Origin of the sequence: Vagococcus sp. (assembly GCF_052102835.1) — a bacterium.
GTDB lineage: Bacteria > Bacillota > Bacilli > Lactobacillales > Vagococcaceae > Vagococcus.
The window spans coordinates 22,822-46,195 of record NZ_JBQEIL010000008.1 but is presented as its reverse complement, the minus strand read 5'-3'; the positions used below and the strand labels follow the sequence as shown (position 1 = coordinate 46,195).

The window sequence follows — 23,374 nt, the reverse complement described above, 5'->3', positions numbered from 1 at the left end:
AGATGACAGAAACAAGAATTACAGTAATTGGAGCTGGATTGGCTGGAAGTGAAGCGGCTTTTCAAGCAGCTCAATCAGGAGTAAAGGTTGATTTATTTGAAATGCGAAAAATTAAAAAAACGCCAGCACATCATACAGATAAATTTGCTGAACTTGTCTGTACAAATTCTTTGAGAGCTAATCATTTAACAAATGCTGCGGGACTTTTAAAAGAAGAAATGAGACAATTTGATTCTGTCATTATCGAATCTGCAGATACCCATCAAGTTCCAGCAGGAGGTGCCTTAGCAGTTGACCGTGAAAAATTTTCGGAATATATTACTCAAAAATTAACGAACCATCCTAATATCACTGTTCATCATGAAGAGATTTTAGAGGTCCCTCGTGAAGGGATTACTGTGATAGCAACTGGCCCATTGACTTCAGAACCTTTGGCAAAAAGTATTCAAGAATTTACTGAAACGGAAGATTTATATTTTTACGATGCTGCGGCTCCTATTTTGGAGCAGTCTTCAATAAATATGGACAAAGTTTATTTAAAATCCCGTTATGATAAGGGAGAAGCAGCTTATCTAAATTGTCCAATGACAAAAACTGAGTTTCATGAGTTTCGAGAAGCTTTGGTGTCTGCTGAAGTCGCACCATTAAAATCATTTGAGAAAGAAAAGTTTTTTGATGGTTGCATGCCGATAGAGGTGATGGCCAGTCGGGGTGAGAAAACATTGACGTTTGGTCCTCTTAAACCTGTTGGGCTGGAAGACCCTAAGACAGGTCGACGACCGTACGCTGTTGTCCAGCTAAGGCAGGATGATGCTGCGGCGTCACTTTATAATATCGTTGGTTTTCAGACTCACTTAAAGTGGGGAGAACAGAAACGAATTATTCAGATGATACCAGGATTAGAAGAGGCTGAAATTGTTCGATATGGTGTGATGCATCGCAATACATATATGAATTCACCTAGATTATTAAATCCAACCTATCAATCCAGAAAAAATAGCAATCTTTTTTTTGCGGGTCAAATGACCGGAGTTGAAGGATATGTTGAGAGTGCAGCAAGTGGTTTAATTGCGGGGCTTAATGCGGCTCGCTTAGCAAAATCGGAAGACTTATTGGTATTTCCAATAGAGACAGCGATGGGAGGAATGGCACATTATATTACGCATACGTCTGGAAGTAATTTCCAACCAATGAATGTCAATTTTGGTCTTTTCCCAGAGTTGCCTAAGCGCATCAGAGACAAAAAACTTCGTTATGAAGTACTTAGTCATCGTGCTATTGAAACACTTAAAGAATACGCAACTCTGGTAAAACCAGTTAAAAATTAGGTTTCGCTTAAGAGAATGGCTCGTGTTGGACATGTCCGATAAGCTTCTAAAAGAGATAGAGGTAAAGGCTCTTCGACTTGAATTTCTGTCGCATCATTATTTTTAAAAATAACTAAACCATTGTCTAAGTAATCAAAATAATCTGGAGCTTTAATTTGGCATAAACCACAAGCAATACATTTTTCTGGCATAATTTTACAAATCATATTAATATTCTCCTTTGTGAGGTGATGAGTCATGGATGAAAAACAAAAATTTATTCTTTCTTGTTTTACACATCAACAGGTGGTCCGATTTACGACATTGTACCATTTTTTAAAAGGGAAAAAAACATCTTCGATTTTAACGTTTGGTTTTTTTAATTCGTTACTCCCTTATTTTAATTTATTTCCAGACCTATCTTTAAATGAATATCGTCAAATTATTGATACGTTACTTAAGGATAATGATTTAGAAATAGTTGAAACGGAGCCGTTCGTCAAAATAACAGCCAAAGGATTAGCGAAAGTAGGTCGTCCGTCTTTTCAAAATCTAAATGGTTTTAATTATTATCGTTTTGCAAATGATTTTTGGCGAATGCTTCAGTTTTTAACGCAAGTCATTTCTGAAAAACGTTATAATAATACCCGATATATCCCAATCGAAAGTAATCTTTTTTATCAATATCAGTTAAAAATGTGGATAAAATCGCAATCGAATCATTGGTTAAAAGGGATTATGGATGAATGGTTAGCTATTTTAAATGAGCTGGAAGAGAAATCAAGTTTACTTTTAGTAGAACAGTTGATGGGCCATAAGACAACGGGATTAACCAAACGTCAATTGAGTACAAAGTATGATTTAGCTATTTGGGTATGTGACATTAAATCAAAAGAAGCGTTACACGAACTAATCACGTGTGTACTTCAAAAAAAAAAGAAGTATCCTTATCTTAATCATCTTTTAGAATTTTCAAAAAAAATCCAACCTGAAGACACTGTTGTAATTACACAACGTTTGTTCAATGAGGGGTTAGCGATTCAGGAAATTGCGAAGATTAGAAGACTGAAGGAAAGTACAGTGACTGATCATTTGATTGAAATGTTGGTGTCATTGTCTCTTCAAGAACTAACTCAGTTGTTGCAACGTTTTCAATTAGATAAAGCAGCATTAGAGTTAGCTGGACAATTTCCAAACGTAATAGATTGGCATTTTTCAAAAATACAAGAAAAAAGAAACGTTGATTTTTTTTGTTTTCGATTACTTCAATTTTGGTTAGTAAAGGGTGCACAAGATGGATAAGTTAACAGAGATTTTAAGAACTCGCTTTGGTTATTCCGATTTTAAAAAGGGACAAAAAGAGACGATTGAAAGTGTACTATCTGGACGGGATACGCTAGCTATTTTACCAACTGCAACAGGTAAATCACTATGTTATCAATTGGCGAGCTATTGTTTGACAGGGACGACAGTGATTGTCTCTCCTTTGATTTCATTGATGGAAGATCAGGTGCATCAATTATACCGAATGGGTGAAAAAAAAGCAGTGGCAATCAACAGTTTGATGGATTTTAGGCAACGACAATATGTACTAAAACGCTTATCTTTTTATAAGTTTATTTTTGTAAGCCCAGAAACACTTGCAAATTTAGAAGTTTTAAAATATTTAAAACAGCTTAAAATTTCTTTGTTTGTTGTTGATGAAGCACATTGTATTTCTCAATGGGGGACAGATTTTCGACCTGATTATTTGTTGTTAAATGATGCGAAGAAAGCATTGAATTGTCAGTTAACACTTGCTTTGACTGCAACTGCAACACCTAAGGTAATAGAGGATATCCATCAGCAATTGTTCCAAACGACATTTGAATTGATTCAATTGCCAATTACTCGAGATAATATTTATTTGGAAGTTTGCCAGACGGAGGATAAGTTAGATTTTTTGACTTCATTTTTGAATATTAATTCAGGACCAGGTATTCTTTATTTTGCTAGTAAGTCTGAGGCGGAAAGAGTAGCAAAAGAACTAGAACGAAAATTAAGTTTACCGATTGACTATTATCATGGTGATGTTTCTAATGAGGATCGATTAAAAATCCAACAACAATTTATAAATGGTTCTATTCAGATACTATGTGCGACAAGCGCTTTTGGAATGGGGATTAATAAAGGAAATATTCGTTTTGTTATTCATTATCATTTGCCAGATAGTTTGGAAAACTATGTTCAAGAATTTGGTCGAGCCGGTCGAGATGGGCTCCCAAGTGTTGCTATTTTGTTGTATCAATCAGGTGATGAGCAGATTCATCGATTTTTACATGAAGATTCATATGCACAAAAAAAAGATTTGCTTTTTTTTAAAGACAAAGATCCTCTATTTATGAAAAATAAGGGAGTTCAATTGACAGATTTACAAAGCAAATGGTTAAATCAAATTATTAAAACAAAACAGGATTGGGCTTCTTTTGAACAACAATTAGAAATAAAAAGACACTCTCAGACAACTAATTTAGAATGGATGTTAAACTACGTCTACTTAAAGACATGTCGTAAAAAATTTATACAAGCTTATTTTGATGGTGAGAAAAGAGCGCAATCCACTAAGGAATTACCATTTTGTTGTGATAATTGTCAAGATGAAAGACCAGAATTAAAGAACGGAAAAGTGGAGAAAATTAAAAAAAGAGAGAACCCAACTGCTCAACAAATATTAAAAAATCTGTTTTTATTATAAAAAATGGAAGCTTTATTGTGTTTATTATGATAAAATGATAAAAGAAGTTTTCAAGGAGGTATATCTGTGAGTAAAAAAGATAAAGATAAAGTAGAAGAGAAAAAAGACGAACAGCTCGATAATGAACCATGGGAGCAACCGATTTATGAAGAAGGCGAAGGCGAAGCAGAAAATTCAGATCCTTCTAGAACAAACCGTAGAAGCAAAACCGATGGTAAAAACTGGTATGCGATTTCTTTAATCACGTTACTTTTTCTTATTGTCATCGTTGCAACATTCTTAATTTTATATTTTAAAGTTAATGCAAATATGAATACGAAAAAAGATATTGTTGAGAGCTCATCATTGATTGTTGAAAAATCTGATGTAACTAGTAAGACATCATCTAGTACAAAAGAATCGACAACCGTAGAAAGCTCAACCGTAGCATCATCAACTCCAGAAACTAGTACAGTTCCAAGTTCTAGTACTTTTGCAGACGTTGAAGTTTCTCCAAATGATGTTAATACGAATCAGCAAAATGCTGATAATGCTAATGTTGCCGCTCAAGAAAACCAAACGCCAGCTACACCGGCAGGAGGCGCTAGTGTCAATGTAGGCGAAAACGGAAATGTTAACTTGTATCGTATTGCTAAAAACAATGGTTTGACTGTTGATGAAGTTATGCAATTAAATCCAGGGATTGATTCACAAAACTTACAACCAGGTCAATCTATTCGTATTAAGTAAAAATAAAAAAAGTCGTCTTTGGACGACTTTTTAATTTAATAGTAAAGGTGTAAATCTATGTCAAGAAAAATTCAAATTGCTATTGATGGACCTGCGTCAGCTGGAAAAAGTACAGTAGCAAAAATATTAGCTCAAAAACTCAACTATATTTATTGCGATACTGGAGCGATGTATCGAGCCTTAACTCTTTCTGCTTTAAATGAAAAAGTTAATCTTTCTGATGAAGTAGCTTTAATGAATTTACTTAACGCCACAAAAATTACTTTTAGGCAATTAGATGATGGTCAACATGTTTACTTGAATGACCAAGACGTCACTCAAGAGATTCGTCAAAATAACGTGACTAACTCTGTTTCTGAAGTTTCATCATTTAAAGAAGTCAGAAAAGAAATGGTGAAAAGACAGCAAGATTTTTGTTATTCTGATTGCATTGTAATGGATGGTAGAGATATTGGTACAGTAGTCTTACCTAATGCTGATATAAAAATTTTTTTAGAGGCTAGTGTTGAAGAACGTGCCGAGCGTCGTTTTAAAGAAAATCAAGCAAAAGGAATACCTACTGATTTTGAAACATTGAAAATGGAAATAAAAAACCGGGATCACTATGATTCGACAAGAGAAAATTCACCATTGATTCAAGCAGAAGATGCTATTTTAGTAGATACGACTGGACTAAATATTGAACAGGTGGTCAAAAAGATTGAGTTTATAATCAATAAAAAAACTTTAGCATAAAAAATAACAGATTTTGCTAGTCAATTTTGATTATTTTAGGTAGAATAGATATAGTAGTAGAAGTAAGTGTTGTCGAGGAGGACGGAAAATGACAGATCAAATGAATGAAACAATGTTAGATGCAATGGAAAGTGTAAATGAAGTTAAAGTAGGCGATTCAGTGCAAGGTGAAGTGCTAAAAATCGAAGATAACAAACAAATTATCGTTGGTATTTTAGGTGCTGGCGTTGAAGGTGTGGTTCCTATGAAAGAATTATCAACACTTCCAGTCGAAAATATAACGGAAGTTGTAAATGTTGGCGATACAATTGAGCTCGTTGTTATTTCAGAAATTGGTAAAGACAAGGAAAATGGAAGTTACTTACTATCTAAGCGTCGCGTTGATGCTAAAAAAGTTTGGGAAAAAATTGAAAAAACATTCCAAGATGGTGAGCTTATTGAAGGAACAGTCACAGATGTTGTTAAAGGTGGACTTGTTGTTGATACTGGCGTTAGAGGTTTTGTCCCTGCATCAATGGTAGATGTCCGTTTTGTATCAGACTTTTCTGAATATAAAGGTCAAACATTAACTTTCAAAATCATTGAAATTGAACCGTCAGAGAATCGTTTGATTTTATCTCGTAAAGCGGTTGTTGAAGCTGAAAATTCATTAGCTAAAAAAGAAATTTTATCTAAAATATCTGCAGATGATGTCATCGAAGGAACAGTCGCTCGTTTAACGTCATTTGGAGCCTTTATTGATTTAGGTGGCGTTGATGGTTTAGTCCACGTTTCTGAGATTGCTCATTATCATGTTGAAAAGCCTGAAGATATTTTAGCAGTTGGAGAAGTAGTTAAAGTTAAAGTTTTAAGTGTGAATCCTGAAGAAGAGCGTGTTTCGTTATCAATCAAAGAAACTCAAGAAGGTCCGTGGAGTGGAATTGAAGAGAAAGCTGCTGTAGGAAGTGTGTTAGAAGGAGTTGTCAAACGTCTAACGTCGTTTGGAGCCTTTGTTGAAATTTTCCCAGGAGTCGAAGGTTTAGTTCATATTTCACAAATATCGCATAAACATATTGCAACTCCTCATGAAGCTCTTGAAGAAGGCCAAACTATTCAAGTTAAAGTTTTGGATGTCGATGAAGAAAGTCATCGTATTGGTCTAAGTATCAAAGCTTTAGAAGAAAAAGAAGAATCTCAAGTTGAAGAAACTTATGAAATGCCTGAAGAAACAACTGGTTTTACTTTAGGTGATGTTATTGGTCAAGATTTACAAAATAATTAATCATAAATAAACCATTTAAAACCTGTTATGTCAATCAATAAAGACATAACAGGTTTTAATTTTATGAGAGTATTGAAAAGTTGTTTCTGATACTATATAGTTGGTTAATGAGATTTAATGGAAATGAGGAATAAAATTGAAATCATCAATTTACGGATTAACGCAAACTGAATTAGAATTGTGGTTAGTCGAACATAGCGAAAAAAATTTAGAGCAAAACAAATTTGGGACTGGCTCTATGTCAAACGTGTTAAAACGTTTGAGGAAATGAGTAACCTTTCAAAAAGCTTGGTAAACCAACTAACTTTGAACTTTATTATTAATCCTTTAAAGGAAGTTGTTGTTCAAGAAGCAGCAGACGGAACAGTAAAATATTTATTTGAATTGATGGATCATCACATGATTGAAACTGTTTTAATGCGTCATAAATATGGCTTATCAGTTTGTGTGACAACTCAAATTGGTTGTAACATAGGTTGTACTTTTTGTGCAAGTGGCTTGTTGAAAAAACAACGTAATTTAACAACGGGTGAAATTGTTGCCCAAATTATGCAAGTTCAAGCTTACTTTGATGAAAAAGATGAGGATGAGCGTGTCAGCCATATTGTTGTGATGGGAATTGGAGAACCTTTTGATAATTATGAAAATGTAACTAATTTCTTATATATTATGAATGATCCAAAAGGCTTGGCCATTGGAGCGCGTCACATGACTGTTTCTACAAGTGGCTTAGTTCCAAAAATCAAGTCTTTTGCAGAACTTCCATTGCAAGTGAATTTGGCAATTTCGCTGCATGCTTCAAATAATGAAGTTAGAACATCGATTATGAGAATCAATAAAGCTTATCCAATTGAACGTTTAATGGAGGCTGTTGATTTTTATATTGAAAAAACCAATCGTCGTATTACGTTTGAATATATTATGTTGGCAGGGGTGAATGATCAAGTTCATCATGCCACTGAACTTGCTCAATTAATGCAAAATAAGAAGAAATTGGTATATATCAATTTAATTCCATATAATCCAGTTGATGAACACAATCAATACCAACGTAGCTCCAAACAAACGACGTTAGCTTTTTATGATGAGCTAAAAAAACAGGGGATTAATTGCGTTATTCGTCAGGAACATGGGACGGATATTGATGCTGCCTGTGGTCAACTTAGAAGTAAACAAATGAAAAAAGAAGAGGCCTAACGAGTAAGATTGCTGTTTTAATGTTATTATTAAAACACAGTCTTCTTTTTATTTGTTTTTTTATAAGAAAATAAAATTGACATTATCATTGATTATTGCTATCATTTCTAAAATACATTAAAAAAAATTAATGTAATTATTAGAAAGGGGCAATGAAAAGTGAAGAATAGTTATCGTTACTTTATTTTAAGTACAATTCAATTTCATCGTAAACGAATACGCCATCTAAAAGATATGTTTCGAATAGATGAAGGAGCTGAGCCCCAGTGTTGCTCTATTAAATTTTAATTAAAAAATTTAAAAAGGAGCAAGAGGATAGTGAAAAAAACAATTGGTATTATCGCAAATGAGATAGAAGATTCTGGTGAGAAATTACATCATTTAGAAGTCAGCTATCTACCCTCAGGTTATGCTAAAGGTATCGAATTAGCAGGAGGTTTACCTTTTTTAATTCCAATCAGTCATCAAATAACAGATGTTAAGCAATATGTTTCTATGGTTGATAAATTGGTTTTAACAGGTGGACAAAATGTAAATCCAGTTTATTATCAAGAAAAAGCAATTTTTCCTGATAATTTAATGTCGCACAAACGTGATGCTTTTGAGTTTGCAATTATTAAAGAAGCGTTAAAACAAAAAAAACCTATTTTTGGTGTTTGTCGAGGAATGCAGCTTTTAAATGTTTACTTTGGAGGCTCGTTGTATCAAGATTTGAGTCAACGAAGTCCAGAACCGGTTAGGCATATGCAAGCCCCCATTTCGAGTACAATACCTACTCATTTGATTACAACTAAAGAAGATAGTTTATTAAGAAAAATATATGGTAAAGAGACAAAAGTAAACTCATTTCATTTTCAAGCTGTCAAACGTTTAGCACAAGGTTTTGAAGCGACAGCTCAGAGTGAAGACGGGATTATTGAAGGAATTGAAAATCAAAATAAACAAATCATGGGGGTTCAATGGCATCCTGATTTTGCTTATACAACTTTGGAACAAGAGCGTCGTGTCTTTGATTTTGTAGTGAATAAACTGTAAAGGAGAATAAGACGATGAAAAATAAGTTAACTGTTTTATTAATGGTTGGGTTGTTCATTTTAGTAGGCTGTGGTAGCAATAAAGAACAAAAGCAAAAGGTGGATAAACAAGAAATAAATGTGTCTTCAGCAGGTGAATTATCCACTTTAGATAGCGCATTTTATTCTGATATTTATAGTTCAGATATGATTGGTCAGGCAACAGAAGGTTTGTATCGATTAAATAAGGAACAACAACCAGAATTGGCAATGGCACTGGAAGAACCGAAAATAAGTGAAGATGGTTTAAAGTATACTTTTAAAATAAAACCAGAAGCCGTTTGGTCAAATAAAGAACCTGTTAAGGCTCAAGATTTTGTTTATTCATTCCAAACGGTAGTTGATCCGGCTTATGGTTCGAGTAGTAGCAATCAGATGGATGTTTTTAAAAACGGTCGTTCTATTCGTGAAGGTAAGGCAGAACTTAATACGTTTGGTGTAAAAGCTTTAGATGAAAAAACTTTAGAATTAGAATTAGAATACCCTATTCCTTATTTATCTGAATTATTAGTCGGAACGCCTTTCATGCCTAAAAATGAAAAGTTTGCGAAAGAGCAAGGTAAGAAATATGGAACAAGTTCAGACACTTTCATTGGAAATGGTCCATTTGTTGTTGAAGGATGGAAAGGGACTAATGATACTTGGACATTAAAGAAAAATGATAACTATTGGGATAAAGAGAATATAAAACTCAATAAAATAAATGTTCAAGTTTTAAAAGAAATAGCAACAGGAATCCAATTATTTGAAGCAGGAGAACTAGACTATACTATTTTAGCTGATACTTATGCTTTAGAATACAAAGATTCAAAACAAGCTACTTTCGTTCCTAAATCGATGATAGGCTATCTAAGTCCAAATCAGAAACGTGAAGTAACTGGTAATATTAATGCTAGAAAGGCTTTCTTGTTAGCTATCAATAAAGCTGAGTTTACTGAAAATATTTTGGGTGATGGTTCTTTACCTTTGAATGGCTTTATTCCAGAGGGCTTTGCAAAATCACCAAAAGATAAGGAAGATTTTAGAAAGCAAAATGGCGAATTACTAACATACAATGTGAAAGAAGCTCAAAGATACTGGGAAATAGCAAAAAAAGAATTAGGAAAAGATGAAATTTCTTTGGAATTGATTTCAGCAGATACAGGTAATGCTAAAAAAACAATTGAATTTGCTCAGGGGCAATTACAAGATAATTTACCCGGTCTTACAATTTCATTAAAATCAATGCCACTTCAAAATCGTTTAGATTTACAACAACAGGGTGAATTTGATTTGGTTTTTGGAACTTGGACTCCTGACTATGCTGATCCAATTAATTTTTTAGAATTTTATGATTCTAAAGGTGGATTGAATACAGCTAAGTATCATAATCCTGATTATGATAAAGGATTAGATGATGTGAAAAATGCTTTATCCAATGATAAAGAAGCGCGTTGGAATAAGATGTTAGAGTTAGAAAAGATTTTGATTGAACAAGATGCAGGTGTCTTACCAATTTATCAAGGGGCTCTAGGCTACTTGAAATCAGATAGATTGGAAGGCCTGCAAGTTTATCCGTTTGGGAGAAGTATTTCCTATCGCTTAGCTTATGTTAAATAAAGTTAAAGTAATTTATACTTTTATTGCTTGACTTTTGTTCTCACCTCTCTTAAAATGAGAATATATTATTCGTACAGATAGCACATGATTTTGTGCCGAAATAGAGGCGATATTTATCAGTTGATGAATATCGTCTTTTTATTACGAAATTTTAGGAGTGAGCAAATGATTGAAAAAAAGTTTCATGTCAATTTAGCAGTACTGGCTACAGGAATGATGGCATTTGCAGGAGTGCTGATTGAAACAGCGATGAATGTCACATTTCCAACGCTGATGAAGGAATTCAATATTAGTACATCGCAAGTCCAATGGGTAACAACAATTTATCTTTTGATGATTTCAATAGTGGTACCGTTATCATCCTATTTGATAAAGAACTTTGATAAGCGTCGCCTATTTATTGCTTCAAGTCTTTTCTTTTTAGTAGGAGTGATTGTTAATGCTTTTTCAATCAATTTTACGATGCTTTTATTTGGTCGAATTTTGCAAGGGATTGCAACCGGTATGGCATTACCTTTGATGTTTAATATTATTTTGACGAAAGTTCCAATGAAAAAAAGGGGAATGATGATTGGAATTGGTAATTTAACAACCTCGATTGCTCCAGCGATGGGGCCGACATATGGTGGGATATTGACGACACGATTAGACTGGACTTACATTTATCTCTTTCTAATTCCTATCTTAATTTTATCCACGTTAATCGGTTTACTAGCGATACCTAAAGAGAAAGTGACTAAGTCAGATACCATTAATATGAAAGCAGTAATGGCGCTTTCTGTGATGTTTACTGGTCTTTTATGTTTCTTTAGTTATGCAACTAGTATGATTGGTTGGCTAGCATTACTAATTGGTTTAATTGGTGCTTATTTATTCAATCGATTTAACCAGGAAAAGCAGTTGCTTAACCTGACTGTTTTTAAAAATAAAACATTTACTATCTATTTAATGGCTTTCCTAGTTTATCAAATTATTCTTTTAGGTATTTCTTTTATTTTACCTAATTTTGTTCAAATTGTATTAGAGACACCGGCTTCGAATGCCGGAATGATGATGTTCCCGGGAGCCTTGGTTGGAGCGTTGTTTGCACCTGTTTCTGGGACTTTATTAGATAAATTTGGTTTTAAAAAACCAATTGCCATCGGTAGTCTTTTGGCTGTGATTGGTTGGTCGAGCTTTATTTTTACAATACATACAGGGATAATACCACTAATTATTGCTTCGCATGTTATCTATATGATAGGTGTAGGTTTAGCTTATAGTAACGTGATGACCGTTGGCTTATCGGCTATCGGAAAAGAACTGCAAGACGATGGTAATGCTGTATTTAGTACGCTACAACAATTTATGGGTGCGATTTCAACTTCTTTCGTAGCAATTATTGTCGGTGTTTTTCAAAAACGCTCAGCTGATTTTGCTCAAGGAACAAGTACAGGTTCTACGGTTGCTATCGTGTGCTTACTTGTAATTTTGATTTTAAGTGTTATTAGTGTTTTTGCATCATTTAAAAAAGTTGAAAAAGAATAAATAAAAAAGAACGCTTTTACTTATCTTTTAAGAAGATAGGTTAAAGTGTTCTTTTTATATTAAACAAAAATATCATTGAGGCATTGACCTTCAATACTAGAATCAAAAGGAGGCAGGTCTAGTAGCCTCGCAAAAGTGGGGGCTTCATCTACTAAATTAGCAGTAGGAAGATGAACTCCTTTTTTAATATCTGGTCCATTCAAGATTAAAGTTGTGGCATAGTTGGATTTTGAAGGATGATACCCATGAACTGCTAGATAGCGTTCTGGTTGACCTAATTCATTTAAGGCCGTTTCTTCGAGCAGTTCACCAATGGCTTCATCAATAAAATAGTACCCTTTTTTTGCTTCTAACATAAAAACAGCGTTTGGATCAGCTCCTTCATTCAGAATATCAATTGGCTCATAAATTTTTTCGATACCTTCAATATTTTCTAATTCTTTTTTTACTTGTCTGAATAAATCACTTGCTGTTGGTTTGAGATAAATATAACAAGAGCCATCGCAACTTTTTGCTAAAACTTGCCAATTCTTTTTTATTTTGCCTTTTTGGTTAAGTGTCAACCACCCTTTTTGTTCAAAAAGCTTATTTAAACGAATTAATGTATCAACATTTAGTTGATAATGGTCACCTAGAATAGCTATATTTGTTTCGTTAGTCATGCCAGCTTCTTCAATCGCCGCTAGAATATTTTTGACCCGCAAATCTTGTCGCATTAAGGCATGATATGCTTCTTCAGAATGAACGCCATAACGGTGGTACATACTATCTAAATCAACCAAATGAATCATGGTTAGATCAGGCTTTTTTGTTTTTATGGTATCGATAGCACAGGCGGTAATAAAATTATCAAGATAAGGTTGTTCGATACCGTGACGTAAATGTCCATATTTATGGTTCATCTCTAACAAAAAGAAAGGAGAACTCGCTTTTAAAGAAATAAGAACTTGATTTGTCCAAATACGGTTTGGAAAAATTTCTGCAATATTATAATCAATAGAACTATTAGCAGTAACAGGCCATAAAAAAGCGGCTGTTTTTAAACCTTTCTTTTTCGCTTTATCGTAGAGTGTTTCAACTTTGATATCCTTATGATACCAATACCAATCGGGTGACAGTCGTTCGGGTTGGATTTTTGTATTATTAACAATTCCATGGATATTAGGCTTCACACCGGTGACAATTGAGGTATGCGACGGATAGGTGAGTGACGGATAAATTTCTTTAATCTCATTAACGATAGCGCCATTTTTTATTAAATTTAAAATAGTTGGAATAGCTTCGGGATATTTGGTTAAATTTTCACTTCCAAAAGCATCAATCGAAATAATTACTAATTTTTTTACCATCTTATCATCAGTCCTTTTCTTGAATTATAACAAAGATAAGCTTTTAAAAAAAACATTTTGAATAAAATACCTCTAAATTTTAATTTGACATTAATTTGTATTAAAGCTATAATTTGGTAAATTAAATGAAGCATAATTGATGGAGTGATTATAATGAAATTATCAATTCAAAACATGAACTCACAATCGAATATTAAATTTCAGCTTAGCTATTATAGATAACGTTTGTACTCAATATTTAATTGGATACAAACAATTGATTTGGTTAGTTTGTGTCTATGATGGTTAGGTTGTTTCAAGTTGACTTAGAGACCATATAGATAAAAAATCTATATGGCTTTTTCATTATCTTAATAAGCAAGATTAGATAACGATACCAGTAGATTTTTATCTATGATAGGTATCGTTTTTTTGATGAATTAGTTTAAGGAGGTAAAAAATGATTACAGGACAAACAAGGTTAGCAGGTGTAATGGCAACGCCAATAAAACATAGTTTATCACCATTCATTCATAATAGTGGTTATGCTATGACACAAACGGATGCATGTTATTTAGCTTTTGATATTGAGCCGGAAAATTTTGATGAAGCGTTTAAAAGTATTCGTTCGCTTGATATGTTAGGCGTCAATATTTCAATGCCTTACAAAAAGAGAGCGTTTGAGAAAGCGGATAGTCACACTAAAGTTGCTAAAATATTAGGTGTTTGTAATACATTGATTCACCGAGAGGGAACTATTTTAGGAGCTAATACTGATGGTGCTGGTTTCGTTAGTAGTTTAGAAGAAGTGGGTATCTCATTAAAAGATAAGAAAATTGTTATTTTGGGGGCTGGTGGAGCCGCCAAAGCTATCGCCTGCCAGTGTGGCTTAGAGCAAGCTAAGGAAACACACATTTTTAAAAGAGAAAACAAAACTTTTGGTGAGACAATGTCTTATTTTAAAAAGCTCGCTAAAGAAGTAAACTCTTTATATTATGTTCACCCTTATGAAGCAACTCAAAAAATGACAGATTGCTTATTAGCGAGTGATATCTTAATCAATGCAACCAATATTGGGATGGGTACCCTAGATTTACCAATGGCTTCATTAGCAGGGCTACATTCGCAACTTTATGTTGCCGATTTAATTTATTATCCTTTGGAGACGCAATTAATGAGGGAAGCTAAAAGCAAAGGGTGTGCGACACAAAATGGATTAGGAATGTTGGTACATCAAGCAGCCATCGCATTTGAAATGATGACTGGTAAGAAGATGCCAGTCGCTTCAGTTACAGAGAACGTATTATTAGAATTAAAGAAGAATCAAGAAAAGGATAAAGAGAATTGAATTAGAGGGTGAACTGAACCATCATCGCTATAAAATTAAACTAAAAGGTAAGGAGAAAAAAATGAAAGTAGCTGTTAATTTACCACATCATCATTATGAATTATGGATTGAAAAAGGGAGTTTAAATCAAGTGGGCGCGTGGGTGCAATCATTGTGGGCACCAAGAAAAGTTGTTATTATCACAGATGATACAGTTAATGCATTACATGGTGACAAAGTGTCACGTCAATTAGAAAAAAGTGGTTTTGACGTTTTGATTCATTCGATAAAACCAGGTGAGAATAGTAAAAATTTAATTTCAGCTGCCAACTGTTATGAATGTCTTGCTGAATTTGGAATGACTCGTCATGATGGTGTCCTCGCTTTAGGGGGAGGCGTTGTGGGTGATTTAGCTGGGTTTGTAAGCTCAACATACATGCGTGGGCTAAGTTTTTTACAAATTCCTACAACCTTATTAGCCCAAGTTGATAGTAGTGTAGGTGGAAAAACAGCTGTTAATACATTAAGTGCTAAAAATTTAGTTGGAACGTTTGCTCAACCAAATGGTGTCTTGATTGATCCAGAGACATTATTAACTTTAGAACCTCGACGAATACGTGAGGGGTTAGCTGAAATTATAAAATGTGGGGCAATCAGTGACATTGAATTGTGGCAATTGTTAGATAAGTGTCAAGATGAGAGTGAAGCCATGGAGCACGCTGTTGAATTAATAACAAGATCAATAGAGGTTAAGCGTAAAGTTGTTGAGGAAGATGAGTTCGATTATGGTAGTCGTCTGACTTTGAATTTTGGACATACGATTGCACATGCTATCGAGCAAAGTGCTGGCTTTGGAGTAGTGACTCATGGTGAAGCTGTCGCTATTGGAATGTGCCAAATTAATAAAGTCAGTGAGGCGAAAGGTGAAACAGCTAAAGGAACAACTCTTCAATTGGTTAAAATGTTAAGTAAATTTCATTTACCCGTTGATTTTTCCGAATTTAATCAGGAAAAATTATTCAAGGCGGTCACACATGATAAAAAAGCACGAGGTAGTCAAATAAAAATTATTTTACTTGAAGAAATTGGAACAGCTAAAATAAAAACAATTAATATGAATGAATTCAAAGAGTTTTTAATTTAAATAGAGGAGGATATCATCATGCGTTTTTTAACAGCAGGGGAATCACATGGTAAAGAATTGACAACAATTATAGATGGATTACCAGCAGGAATACCAATCGACGTGAATGAAATAAATTCTGAATTAAAAAGAAGACAAGGAGGGCATGGTCGAGGGGGGAGGATGAAGATTGAAACAGATACCGTTGAAATCACTTCAGGTGTTCGACATGGGAAAACGTTAGGGTCTCCGATAACTTTAATTGTGAAGAATGATGATTTTAAAAATTGGCAAACCGTAATGGGGATTGAGGAAGTCTCTGACCGAGAAAAAAAGAAGCGTCGTGTTTCAAAACCAAGACCAGGACATGCTGATTTAGTAGGCGGTATTAAATACGAACACGATGATTTAAGAAATGTTTTAGAACGGTCATCTGCTAGAGAAACGACTGTTCGTGTTGCGGTGGCAGCTGTTTGCAAAAGAATGCTAGCTGAGTTAGAGATTGATATAGCCGGACATGTATTAGAAATAGGCGGAGTTAAGGCGGAAATAACGGAGACTTTAACGGTTAAAGAAATTCGTAAGCGTGCTGAAGAATCAAGTGTCCGTTGTGTTGATTCTAAAATTGAAGCGGCAATGAAAGAAAAAATTGATGAAACTAAAAAGGCTGGTAATACAATAGGCGGAATTATTGAAGTTGTCGCAGAAAACGTACCCGTTGGTTTGGGAAGTTATACGCAATGGGATGCCAAACTTGATGGTAAAATAGCACAAGCAATTCTAAGTATCAATGCGTTTAAAGGTGTTGAGTTTGGCGTTGGATTTAAAGCGAGTGCATTGTATGGTAGTGAGGTAATGGATGAAATTGTCTGGAGTAAAGAAAAAGGATATTACCGCATGAGCAATCATTTAGGTGGTTTTGAAGGAGGGATGACAACAGGGATGCCAATTGTTGTTCGTAGTGTGATGAAACCCATTCCAACTTTGTATAAACCTCTAATGTCAGTTGATATTGATACAAAGGAACCTTTTAAAGCGAGTGTGGAGCGTTCGGATAGTTCGGCTGTTCCTGCGGCCTGTGTTATTGCGGAAGCAATGGTGACAATTGAATTAGCCAAAGCTGTATTGGATAAGTTTGAAAGTGATTCGTTTGAACAATTAAAAAAAGAAATTAAGATGTATCGAAACCGTGTTCGTGAATTTTAAATAGTCGATGGGCTAGGAAAGGAGAGATCAGCAAGTGCATATTACGGTGATTGGTGTTGGACTGATTGGCGGTTCAATTTGTTATAATTTAAAAAAGAAAGACTCGCAACTTATGATTACAGGTTATAGTCATTCAATTAGTGAACTTGAGGGTGCTAAAACATTGGGCTTGATTGATTCTTATTCTTTAGATTTACAAGAAGCAGTCCAGAAGGCGGACGTGATTTTTCTTTGTACGCCAGTTAGAGTGACGTTAAAACTGATAGCAGAATTAGCTGAATTATCTCTTAAAAAAAACGTTTTAGTGACGGATGTCAGTAGTACTAAGAGTGAAATTATGGAGCAGGCTTCTTTATTAAGGCAAAAAGGGATTGATTTTGTAGGGGGCCATCCGATGGCAGGTTCACATAAAACGAGTTATGTAGCTAGTCGGGTTGATCTATTTGAAAATGCTTATTATTTATTAGTTTCAACCTCTACTGAAGATCAAGTACGAGCACAGGAACTGGAGCAGTTACTCTCAGAAACAAAGGCAAATTTTTTATTTCTAGAGCCGCAAGAACACGATGAAATTGTGGGTTTATTAAGTCATTTACCTCATATTATCGCTGCTGGATTAGTTAATTTAGTTCAAGAAGAAAGTCAGGATTCACTTCTTTTTTCACGATTAGCAGCGGGGGGATTTCGTGACATCACACGCATTGCTTCTTCCGATCCGGTAATGTGGACGGATATCTTACTGACTAATCGCCTTACGTTGATTGATCAAATTTCGAAATGGCAGTTAGCGATGGAAAAAATAAAAGAAGCGCTCCAATTGAGCGATGAAGAAAAAATCAATATTTTTTTTACCGAAGCACAGTCTATCCGTAATCAACTACCTCAACACAAGAAGGGGGCAATTCCGAATCTTTATGATTTGTTTATTAATGTGACGGATGAAGTAGGTGCGATAGCAAGTATCACCCAGCTCTTATATGAATTTCAAATAAGTATCACTAATATTCGTATTTTAGAAACAAGAGAAGACATTCAGGGGGTGTTACAATTAAGTTTTAGAACAGAAAAAGACCAGTTGACAGCACAAAAATTATTGTCAACGCAATTAGGATTAGAAGTGCAACAAGAGTTAGGCGAGAGGAAGTAAAGAATGAAAACATTAATAAGTTTGCAAGAGAGTTCTTTAGGAGGGATTCTTGAAGTTCCAGGAGATAAATCAATTTCGCATCGCAGTATCATGTTTGGTTCAATCGCCCATGGTAAGACAGTGATAACCAATTTTTTAAGAGCGGATGATTGTTTACGAACTCTGGAAATCTTTAAACAAATGGGCATTTCAATTGTTGACGATGGAGAAAAAATCACGGTTGATGGCTGTGGTTGGCAAGGGTTAAAGAAACCGAAAAAAGAACTAGATGTCGGCAATTCAGGAACGACAATTCGTTTAACTATGGGGATTCTAGCAGGAACTGCTTTTCCAGTGACGCTGACAGGTGATGAATCTATTCAAAAACGTCCTATGAATCGTGTGCTATTACCACTTGGAAAAATGGGGGTAAGCATTGAGCAACAAAAGAATAATGGTTATCCACCATTGACTATCAAAGGAACATCTGCTTTACAACCAATTGACTATCACTTACCTGTCGCGAGTGCTCAAGTTAAATCAGCCCTACTTTTTGCAGCATTACAAGCTCAGGGAGTTAGTAAAATTATTGAAAAAGAAGTTACACGGGACCATACTGAAGTTATGATTAAACAATTTGGTGGGACAGTTGAAGTGAAGGACAAGGAAATAACAGTGGTTGGACCTCAAGATTTAAAAGGTCAGCAAGTCACTATCCCGGGGGATATTTCTTCAGCCGCTTTTTTCATCGCAGCTGCATTGATGATACCTGAGAGTTTACTTGTGATAAAAAATGTCGGATTAAGTCCTTCCCGAACAGGGATTATCGATGTCGTTAAAGCAATGGGCGGAAAATTGACAATTAGTGATTGGGATGCAAAAAATCAAGCGGGGACGTTAACAATCGAAACGAGTGAACTTCATGGCACGGTAATCTCAGGAGCGTTAATTCCAAGGTTGATTGATGAAATACCAGTTATTGCTTTACTTGCAACTCAGGCACATGGCACAACGATTATTAAAGATGCTGAAGAATTAAAAGTCAAAGAAACCGACCGGATATTAGCGGTAGCAACAGAGCTAACTAAAATGGGGGCAATGGTCACACCGACAGAAGATGGTTTGATTATTGAAGGTAAAACGCCTTTAAAAGCAACACAAGTCGATAGTTATGGGGATCATAGAATGGGAATGATGCTACAAATAGCAGCACTTTTAGTGAAAGAGGGACATGTGGTTTTAGCTCATTCAGAGGCGGTTTCTGTATCGTATCCTCACTTCTTTACTGATTTAGAAAGACTAGTGAAACCACGATGAGTAATCAAACATTGATTTTGGTAGGATTTATGGGGTCTGGAAAAACAAGTGTGGGCTACGAGTTGTCACAAGCATTGTCTATTCCTTTTTTTGATATGGATCAAGTCATTGTTCAGAGAGAACAACAAAGTATAGTCTCTATTTTTGCTGAGAAAAGCGAACGTTATTTTCGAAAATTAGAAGCAGAATTATTATCAGAGTTAGTCCTTGAAAGTGGTGTGGTAGCGACCGGTGGTGGGATTATTAGTTCATTGGGCACTCGTGAGCAATTAAAAAAGCAACCTGTTTATTGGTTAAAAGCAAGTTTTGAAACAATTGTTAATCGAGTGAGTCAAGATAAAGAGAATCGACGTCCTTTATTTGATAGTGAAAATTTAGAGGGTTTTAAACAGCTTTATGAAGAAAGGCAAGCTTACTACCGTGAAGTAGCAAGTGTAGTTATTGAAGTCGATGATTTATCTGTTTTAGAAATAGTACAGTTCATCAGAAAACAGTATTGTGTTATTTAAAAAAAGAATCCGACTTTAGTTGGTTTCTTTTTTTTGCGAATCCGTTTATGCTATAATAAGTTAGTGAATAAAAAACGAGGTGTAGAGATGACTCAGATGACAAGGATGGATCGTCATAAGCAGACTAAGGAAGCGGAAAAAGTAGAAACGGTTGAACCTAGAGTAAGCCAAAATAAAAAGCCCCTGAAACCCCCGAAAAATAAAAAAAAGAAGAAAAAAAGAAAAGGAATTCTTTTCTATTTTTTATTGTTACTCTTTCTTCTAATGGTTGGGTCTGGAATAGGCTATGCTAAAGGTTTTTTCAGTGCAAAAGCAGATAAAGCTAATCAACCTCAAGAAGTAACTGACTTTAAAGGTCAAGCAAGCCAAGATGGCTCGATTAATATTTTACTGTTAGGTAGTGATTCTAGAGGAGCCGATCAAGGTCGTGCTGATACAATTATGATTGCTCACTATAATAAAAAAGACAAAACACCTAAATTAGTTTCTGTTATGCGAGATACTTATTTACCAATACCCATGGGTGGACAAGATAATGTTGAATTTAATAAGGTTAATGCAGCTTATGCTTACGGTGGTGCTGAAAGAATGCGTGAAACTTTAAGTTATTCTTTTGGTATTCCAATTCAGTATTATGCGGTTGTTAATTTCGATACATTTCCAAAATTTGTTGATATTTTATCTCCAGGTGGTATAGCAATTAATGCAGAAAAAACATTAGATGTGGAGGGAACAACTATTCAAAAGGGAGAACAAAAATTAAATGGTCACCAGGCATTGCAATATGCTCGTTTTAGAAAAGATGAAGAAGGTGATTTTGGACGGGTTCGTCGTCAGCAACAAGTGATGAACGCGCTTGTAAAATCAGCTTTTAATCCTAAAAATGTTTGGCGAATACCAGAAGTTTTAGGAGCTGTCAATGGATACACTGAAACAAATTTACCGATGACAACAGCGCCATCAAGTGCGTTGTCTTACACGTTTAGTAAACACCGTCCATTAGAAATTCTAACCGTACCTGTTAAAGGTAGCTATTGGGACAATTACTATGACGGTGCTGGAAGTGTACTTGAAATTGATCAAGCCGTTAATAAAGCTGCTATTGATGCTTTTTTGAAAAAATAAACTGATTTTACAATTCATCAGATAAAATTTATAATGAATTGTATTATCTTTCTATAAGTTTACTGAAAAAGAATTGGAGATTAAGATGAAGACAGCAATCATAACAGACAGTACTGTATTTTTAAAAGAAGAGTATCGCCAAAGAGAAAACTTGTTTATCCTTTCAGTTCCTTTAATTATTGGTAATCGACTATTTAGGGAAGGAATAGATATTGAGTCAACGGAGTTTTATGACTTATTAAAACAAGAGAATGAGTTACCAAAGACATCACAACCATCTGTTGGGGAGGTCTTAGAATTATACGAAGACGTTATTAACCAAGGATATGATCACATTATTTCGATACATCTATCTTCTGAAATATCTGGTTTTACTAGAACAGTTCAGAGTTTAGCAAGTGAGCTGACTCACATTAAAATTTCTGTTTTTGACTCAAAATTAACAACAGGTCCAATGGGAAAATTAGTTGAAACAGCATTGGATTTATGCGAAAAAAAAGTAGAAATAGAAGAAATAATAGAAAGATTAGAAATGATGCGTCAACATTTAAATGGCTATATTGTTGTTGATGATTTAAATCATTTGGTTCGTGGCGGTCGTTTAAAAAATGGAGCAGCTATTCTGGGAACACTATTAAAAATTAAACCTATTCTCTACTTTGAGGATGGAGCGATTGTTTTAAAAGAGAAAATACGCTCTCAAAAAAAAGCACTAGCTCGTATTCAAGCGATTGCACTTAACGAGCAATATTTATCAGCAGACCAGTTGACGTTCTATGTTATTCATTGTAATAATAGTGAAATTGCTCAACGAGTGGAGCAGGATTTATTAAAAGAAGATAAAGATTTAGATACTATTATTTGTGAGTTCGGTCCAGTAATCGGAGCTCATTTAGGTGAAAAAGCAGTAGCCATTGGTGTTGCTCCGAAATCTATAGAAGACTTAATCATTTAAATTAAGTCTTTTTTTAAATTTGTTTAATTTTTAAAAATTAAAGAAAAGAAGGAATAAGAATGAAACCAAGTTATAGTCGTGAAAGTCGTGTCATTATTGATTTAGAGGCCATCCGTCAGAATGTTCGCTTAGAAAAAGAGCGTCTAACATCCGACCAACAATTATTTGCAGTTGTAAAAGCTAATGGTTATGGACATGGTGCTGTACAAGTTGCCAAAGCAGCAAGAGAAGCTGGAGCAACTGGTTTTTGTGTCTCTAATTTCGATGAAGCTTTGGAGTTAAGAGAATCCGGAATTACAGTAGAACCTATCTTAGTTTTGAGTTATGTTAGTTCTCAATTTTTGGAACAAGCAATTCAAGAAGAAATTAGTTTAACTGCACCAAGCTTGGCATGGTTATCTCAAGCTGAAGAAACTATCGCTGAATTGGGAATAAGTCAGAAAATTTCTGTTCATCTTAAAATTGATACTGGTATGGGGCGAATTGGAATCCGAGAAGAGGAAGAAATGAGAGCAGCGGCCCTGTTCTTAGAAAAAAGTCAACATATCGAGTGGGTTGGTTTGTTTACTCATTTTGCTACGGCGGATACTGTGTCAACGACCTATTTTGAAAAACAAAAAGCGGTGTTTACCAAAGCGAGAGCGCTTTTTCCAAATAATATTCCTTATGTTCATACAGCAAATTCAGCGACAGCTCTCTGGCATGATGCTTGGGGAAGTAATGTTATTCGTTTTGGTGACGCTATGTATGGTATGAACCCTTCAGGAAAAGAGTTGAATCTTCCTTATTCACTTGTTCAAGCCTTAAGTTTGGAAACTGCACTAATTCATGTTAAGAAGATTAAAGCTGGAGAAAAAATTGGTTATGGTATCACTTATGAAACGACTGAAGAGGAATGGATTGGTACGCTACCCATTGGTTATGCGGATGGTGTGCGTCGTACATTCCAAGGGTTTGAAGTCTTGATTGAGGGCGAGCGTGTTCCAATAGTCGGTCGTATCTGTATGGATCAATGTATGATCAGATTACCTAGAGCTTATTCAATTGGGACGAAGGTTACTATCATTGGTTCAAATGGTGCTGAGTTTATTAGTACTCAAGAAGTAGCGGAGCACCTTGAAACAATCAACTATGAGGTGACGTGTGATTTATCTGATCGATTACCACGCTACTATTTAAATGAATAAAGCGAGGGG

Annotated in this window: 20 protein-coding genes and 1 pseudogene; 19 read left to right on the top strand and 2 right to left on the bottom strand. The window is 34.8% G+C overall.

The features are described from left to right. The first annotated feature begins 2 nt into the window (after positions 1–2). Positions 3–1,328 carry a methylenetetrahydrofolate--tRNA-(uracil(54)-C(5))-methyltransferase (FADH(2)-oxidizing) TrmFO gene (gene trmFO / locus ACTJFD_RS08815; RefSeq protein WP_442260994.1) on the top strand — a complete coding sequence of 442 codons (1,326 nt, stop codon included), beginning with the start codon at positions 3–5 and terminating at the stop codon, positions 1,326–1,328. On the opposite strand, the gene ACTJFD_RS08810 is transcribed toward trmFO, so the two are convergent. Further along, entirely contained in the window at positions 1,325–1,534 is a 210-nt protein-coding gene (locus tag ACTJFD_RS08810; protein ID WP_442260993.1) for a ferredoxin, read from the bottom strand. The two genes, trmFO and ACTJFD_RS08810, sit on opposite strands and share 4 nt — an antisense overlap. Positions 1,535–1,565: 31 nt before the next feature. Between ACTJFD_RS08810 and ACTJFD_RS08805 the strand changes: the two genes are divergently transcribed. The 9 genes and pseudogenes from ACTJFD_RS08805 to ACTJFD_RS08765 all read left to right on the top strand — a co-directional run bounded on the left by ACTJFD_RS08805 (position 1,566) and on the right by ACTJFD_RS08765 (position 12,162). Continuing rightward, positions 1,566–2,609 (top strand): helix-turn-helix domain-containing protein, encoded by a 1,044-nt coding sequence (locus tag ACTJFD_RS08805; RefSeq protein ID WP_442260992.1) that lies wholly within the window; start codon positions 1,566–1,568, stop codon positions 2,607–2,609. Next, complete coding sequence (locus tag ACTJFD_RS08800) at positions 2,602–4,041, top strand: RecQ family ATP-dependent DNA helicase (RefSeq protein WP_442260991.1); 1,440 nt, start codon at positions 2,602–2,604, stop codon at positions 4,039–4,041. The genes ACTJFD_RS08805 and ACTJFD_RS08800 overlap by 8 nt, the downstream gene beginning before the upstream one ends. Positions 4,042–4,107: 66 nt before the next feature. Next, a complete protein-coding gene (locus tag ACTJFD_RS08795; protein WP_442260990.1) occupies positions 4,108–4,770 on the top strand; it encodes a LysM peptidoglycan-binding domain-containing protein in 663 nt (220 codons plus the stop codon). Positions 4,771–4,827: 57 nt separating this feature from the next. Further along, entirely contained in the window at positions 4,828–5,505 is a 678-nt protein-coding gene (gene cmk / locus ACTJFD_RS08790; protein WP_442260988.1) for a (d)CMP kinase, read from the top strand. An 88-nt stretch (positions 5,506–5,593) separates the two neighbouring features. After that, positions 5,594–6,766 (top strand): 30S ribosomal protein S1, encoded by a 1,173-nt coding sequence (gene rpsA / locus ACTJFD_RS08785; RefSeq protein WP_442260987.1) that lies wholly within the window; start codon positions 5,594–5,596, stop codon positions 6,764–6,766. A gap of 136 nt (positions 6,767–6,902) precedes the next feature. Further along, positions 6,903–7,963, top strand: a pseudogene (gene rlmN, locus ACTJFD_RS08780) (23S rRNA (adenine(2503)-C(2))-methyltransferase RlmN). 315 nt (positions 7,964–8,278) lie between these two features. Continuing rightward, the gene (locus ACTJFD_RS08775; RefSeq protein ID WP_442261091.1) at positions 8,279–8,998 is read left to right on the top strand and encodes a gamma-glutamyl-gamma-aminobutyrate hydrolase family protein; all 720 of its coding nucleotides are present in this window, start codon (positions 8,279–8,281) and stop codon (positions 8,996–8,998) included. Positions 8,999–9,012: 14 nt separating this feature from the next. Then, on the top strand, positions 9,013–10,635 hold the full coding sequence (locus ACTJFD_RS08770) for a peptide ABC transporter substrate-binding protein (RefSeq protein ID WP_442260986.1): 1,623 nt from the start codon (positions 9,013–9,015) through the stop codon (positions 10,633–10,635). A 165-nt stretch (positions 10,636–10,800) separates the two neighbouring features. After that, positions 10,801–12,162: an MFS transporter gene (locus ACTJFD_RS08765; RefSeq protein ID WP_442260984.1), complete on the top strand. Its 1,362-nt coding sequence runs from the start codon at positions 10,801–10,803 to the stop codon at positions 12,160–12,162. Between the two features lie 59 nt (positions 12,163–12,221). On the opposite strand, the gene ACTJFD_RS08760 is transcribed toward ACTJFD_RS08765, so the two are convergent. Next, a complete protein-coding gene (locus ACTJFD_RS08760) occupies positions 12,222–13,511 on the bottom strand; it encodes an alkaline phosphatase family protein (RefSeq protein WP_442260983.1) in 1,290 nt (429 codons plus the stop codon). Positions 13,512–13,950: 439 nt separating this feature from the next. Between ACTJFD_RS08760 and aroE the strand changes: the two genes are divergently transcribed. The 9 genes from aroE to alr all read left to right on the top strand — a co-directional run bounded on the left by aroE (position 13,951) and on the right by alr (position 23,365). Then, positions 13,951–14,838: a shikimate dehydrogenase gene (gene aroE, locus ACTJFD_RS08755; protein WP_442260981.1), complete on the top strand. Its 888-nt coding sequence runs from the start codon at positions 13,951–13,953 to the stop codon at positions 14,836–14,838. 61 nt (positions 14,839–14,899) lie between these two features. Further along, entirely contained in the window at positions 14,900–15,961 is a 1,062-nt protein-coding gene (gene aroB, locus ACTJFD_RS08750; RefSeq protein ID WP_442260980.1) for a 3-dehydroquinate synthase, read from the top strand. An 18-nt stretch (positions 15,962–15,979) separates the two neighbouring features. Beyond that, a complete protein-coding gene (gene aroC / locus ACTJFD_RS08745) occupies positions 15,980–17,146 on the top strand; it encodes a chorismate synthase (protein WP_442260979.1) in 1,167 nt (388 codons plus the stop codon). 34 nt (positions 17,147–17,180) lie between these two features. Further along, on the top strand, positions 17,181–18,293 hold the full coding sequence (locus tag ACTJFD_RS08740; protein ID WP_442260977.1) for a prephenate dehydrogenase: 1,113 nt from the start codon (positions 17,181–17,183) through the stop codon (positions 18,291–18,293). 3 nt (positions 18,294–18,296) lie between these two features. Beyond that, positions 18,297–19,589, top strand: a complete 1,293-nt coding sequence (gene aroA / locus ACTJFD_RS08735) for a 3-phosphoshikimate 1-carboxyvinyltransferase (protein WP_442260976.1) — start codon at positions 18,297–18,299, stop codon at positions 19,587–19,589. After that, the gene (locus ACTJFD_RS08730; RefSeq protein ID WP_442260974.1) at positions 19,586–20,098 is read left to right on the top strand and encodes a shikimate kinase; all 513 of its coding nucleotides are present in this window, start codon (positions 19,586–19,588) and stop codon (positions 20,096–20,098) included. Before aroA ends, ACTJFD_RS08730 begins: the two co-directional genes overlap by 4 nt. Before the next feature lie 87 nt (positions 20,099–20,185). Continuing rightward, on the top strand, positions 20,186–21,223 hold the full coding sequence (locus ACTJFD_RS08725; RefSeq protein WP_442260972.1) for an LCP family protein: 1,038 nt from the start codon (positions 20,186–20,188) through the stop codon (positions 21,221–21,223). An 85-nt stretch (positions 21,224–21,308) separates the two neighbouring features. Then, entirely contained in the window at positions 21,309–22,178 is an 870-nt protein-coding gene (locus ACTJFD_RS08720) for a DegV family protein (RefSeq protein ID WP_442260970.1), read from the top strand. Between the two features lie 59 nt (positions 22,179–22,237). Continuing rightward, the gene (gene alr, locus ACTJFD_RS08715) at positions 22,238–23,365 is read left to right on the top strand and encodes an alanine racemase (protein ID WP_442260968.1); all 1,128 of its coding nucleotides are present in this window, start codon (positions 22,238–22,240) and stop codon (positions 23,363–23,365) included. The last annotated feature ends 9 nt before the right edge of the window (positions 23,366–23,374 follow it).

Excerpts from the sequence above, each read along its gene's own strand:
- ACTJFD_RS08730 (WP_442260974.1), top strand. The coding sequence starts at position 19,586 with ATGAGTAATCAAACATTGATTTTGGTAGGATTTATGGGGTCTGGAAAA.
- cmk (WP_442260988.1), top strand. The coding sequence starts at position 4,828 with ATGTCAAGAAAAATTCAAATTGCTATTGATGGACCTGCGTCAGCTGGA.
- aroB (WP_442260980.1), top strand. The coding sequence starts at position 14,900 with ATGAAAGTAGCTGTTAATTTACCACATCATCATTATGAATTATGGATT.
- ACTJFD_RS08725 (WP_442260972.1), top strand. The coding sequence starts at position 20,186 with ATGACTCAGATGACAAGGATGGATCGTCATAAGCAGACTAAGGAAGCG.
- aroA (WP_442260976.1), top strand. The coding sequence starts at position 18,297 with ATGAAAACATTAATAAGTTTGCAAGAGAGTTCTTTAGGAGGGATTCTT.
- ACTJFD_RS08810 (WP_442260993.1), bottom strand. The coding sequence starts at position 1,534 with ATGATTTGTAAAATTATGCCAGAAAAATGTATTGCTTGTGGTTTATGC.
- trmFO (WP_442260994.1), top strand. The coding sequence starts at position 3 with ATGACAGAAACAAGAATTACAGTAATTGGAGCTGGATTGGCTGGAAGT.
- ACTJFD_RS08765 (WP_442260984.1), top strand. The coding sequence starts at position 10,801 with ATGATTGAAAAAAAGTTTCATGTCAATTTAGCAGTACTGGCTACAGGA.
- ACTJFD_RS08805 (WP_442260992.1), top strand. The coding sequence starts at position 1,566 with ATGGATGAAAAACAAAAATTTATTCTTTCTTGTTTTACACATCAACAG.
- ACTJFD_RS08770 (WP_442260986.1), top strand. The coding sequence starts at position 9,013 with ATGAAAAATAAGTTAACTGTTTTATTAATGGTTGGGTTGTTCATTTTA.
- ACTJFD_RS08760 (WP_442260983.1), bottom strand. The coding sequence starts at position 13,511 with ATGGTAAAAAAATTAGTAATTATTTCGATTGATGCTTTTGGAAGTGAA.
- aroC (WP_442260979.1), top strand. The coding sequence starts at position 15,980 with ATGCGTTTTTTAACAGCAGGGGAATCACATGGTAAAGAATTGACAACA.
- alr (WP_442260968.1), top strand. The coding sequence starts at position 22,238 with ATGAAACCAAGTTATAGTCGTGAAAGTCGTGTCATTATTGATTTAGAG.
- rpsA (WP_442260987.1), top strand. The coding sequence starts at position 5,594 with ATGACAGATCAAATGAATGAAACAATGTTAGATGCAATGGAAAGTGTA.
- ACTJFD_RS08720 (WP_442260970.1), top strand. The coding sequence starts at position 21,309 with ATGAAGACAGCAATCATAACAGACAGTACTGTATTTTTAAAAGAAGAG.
- ACTJFD_RS08800 (WP_442260991.1), top strand. The coding sequence starts at position 2,602 with ATGGATAAGTTAACAGAGATTTTAAGAACTCGCTTTGGTTATTCCGAT.
- aroE (WP_442260981.1), top strand. The coding sequence starts at position 13,951 with ATGATTACAGGACAAACAAGGTTAGCAGGTGTAATGGCAACGCCAATA.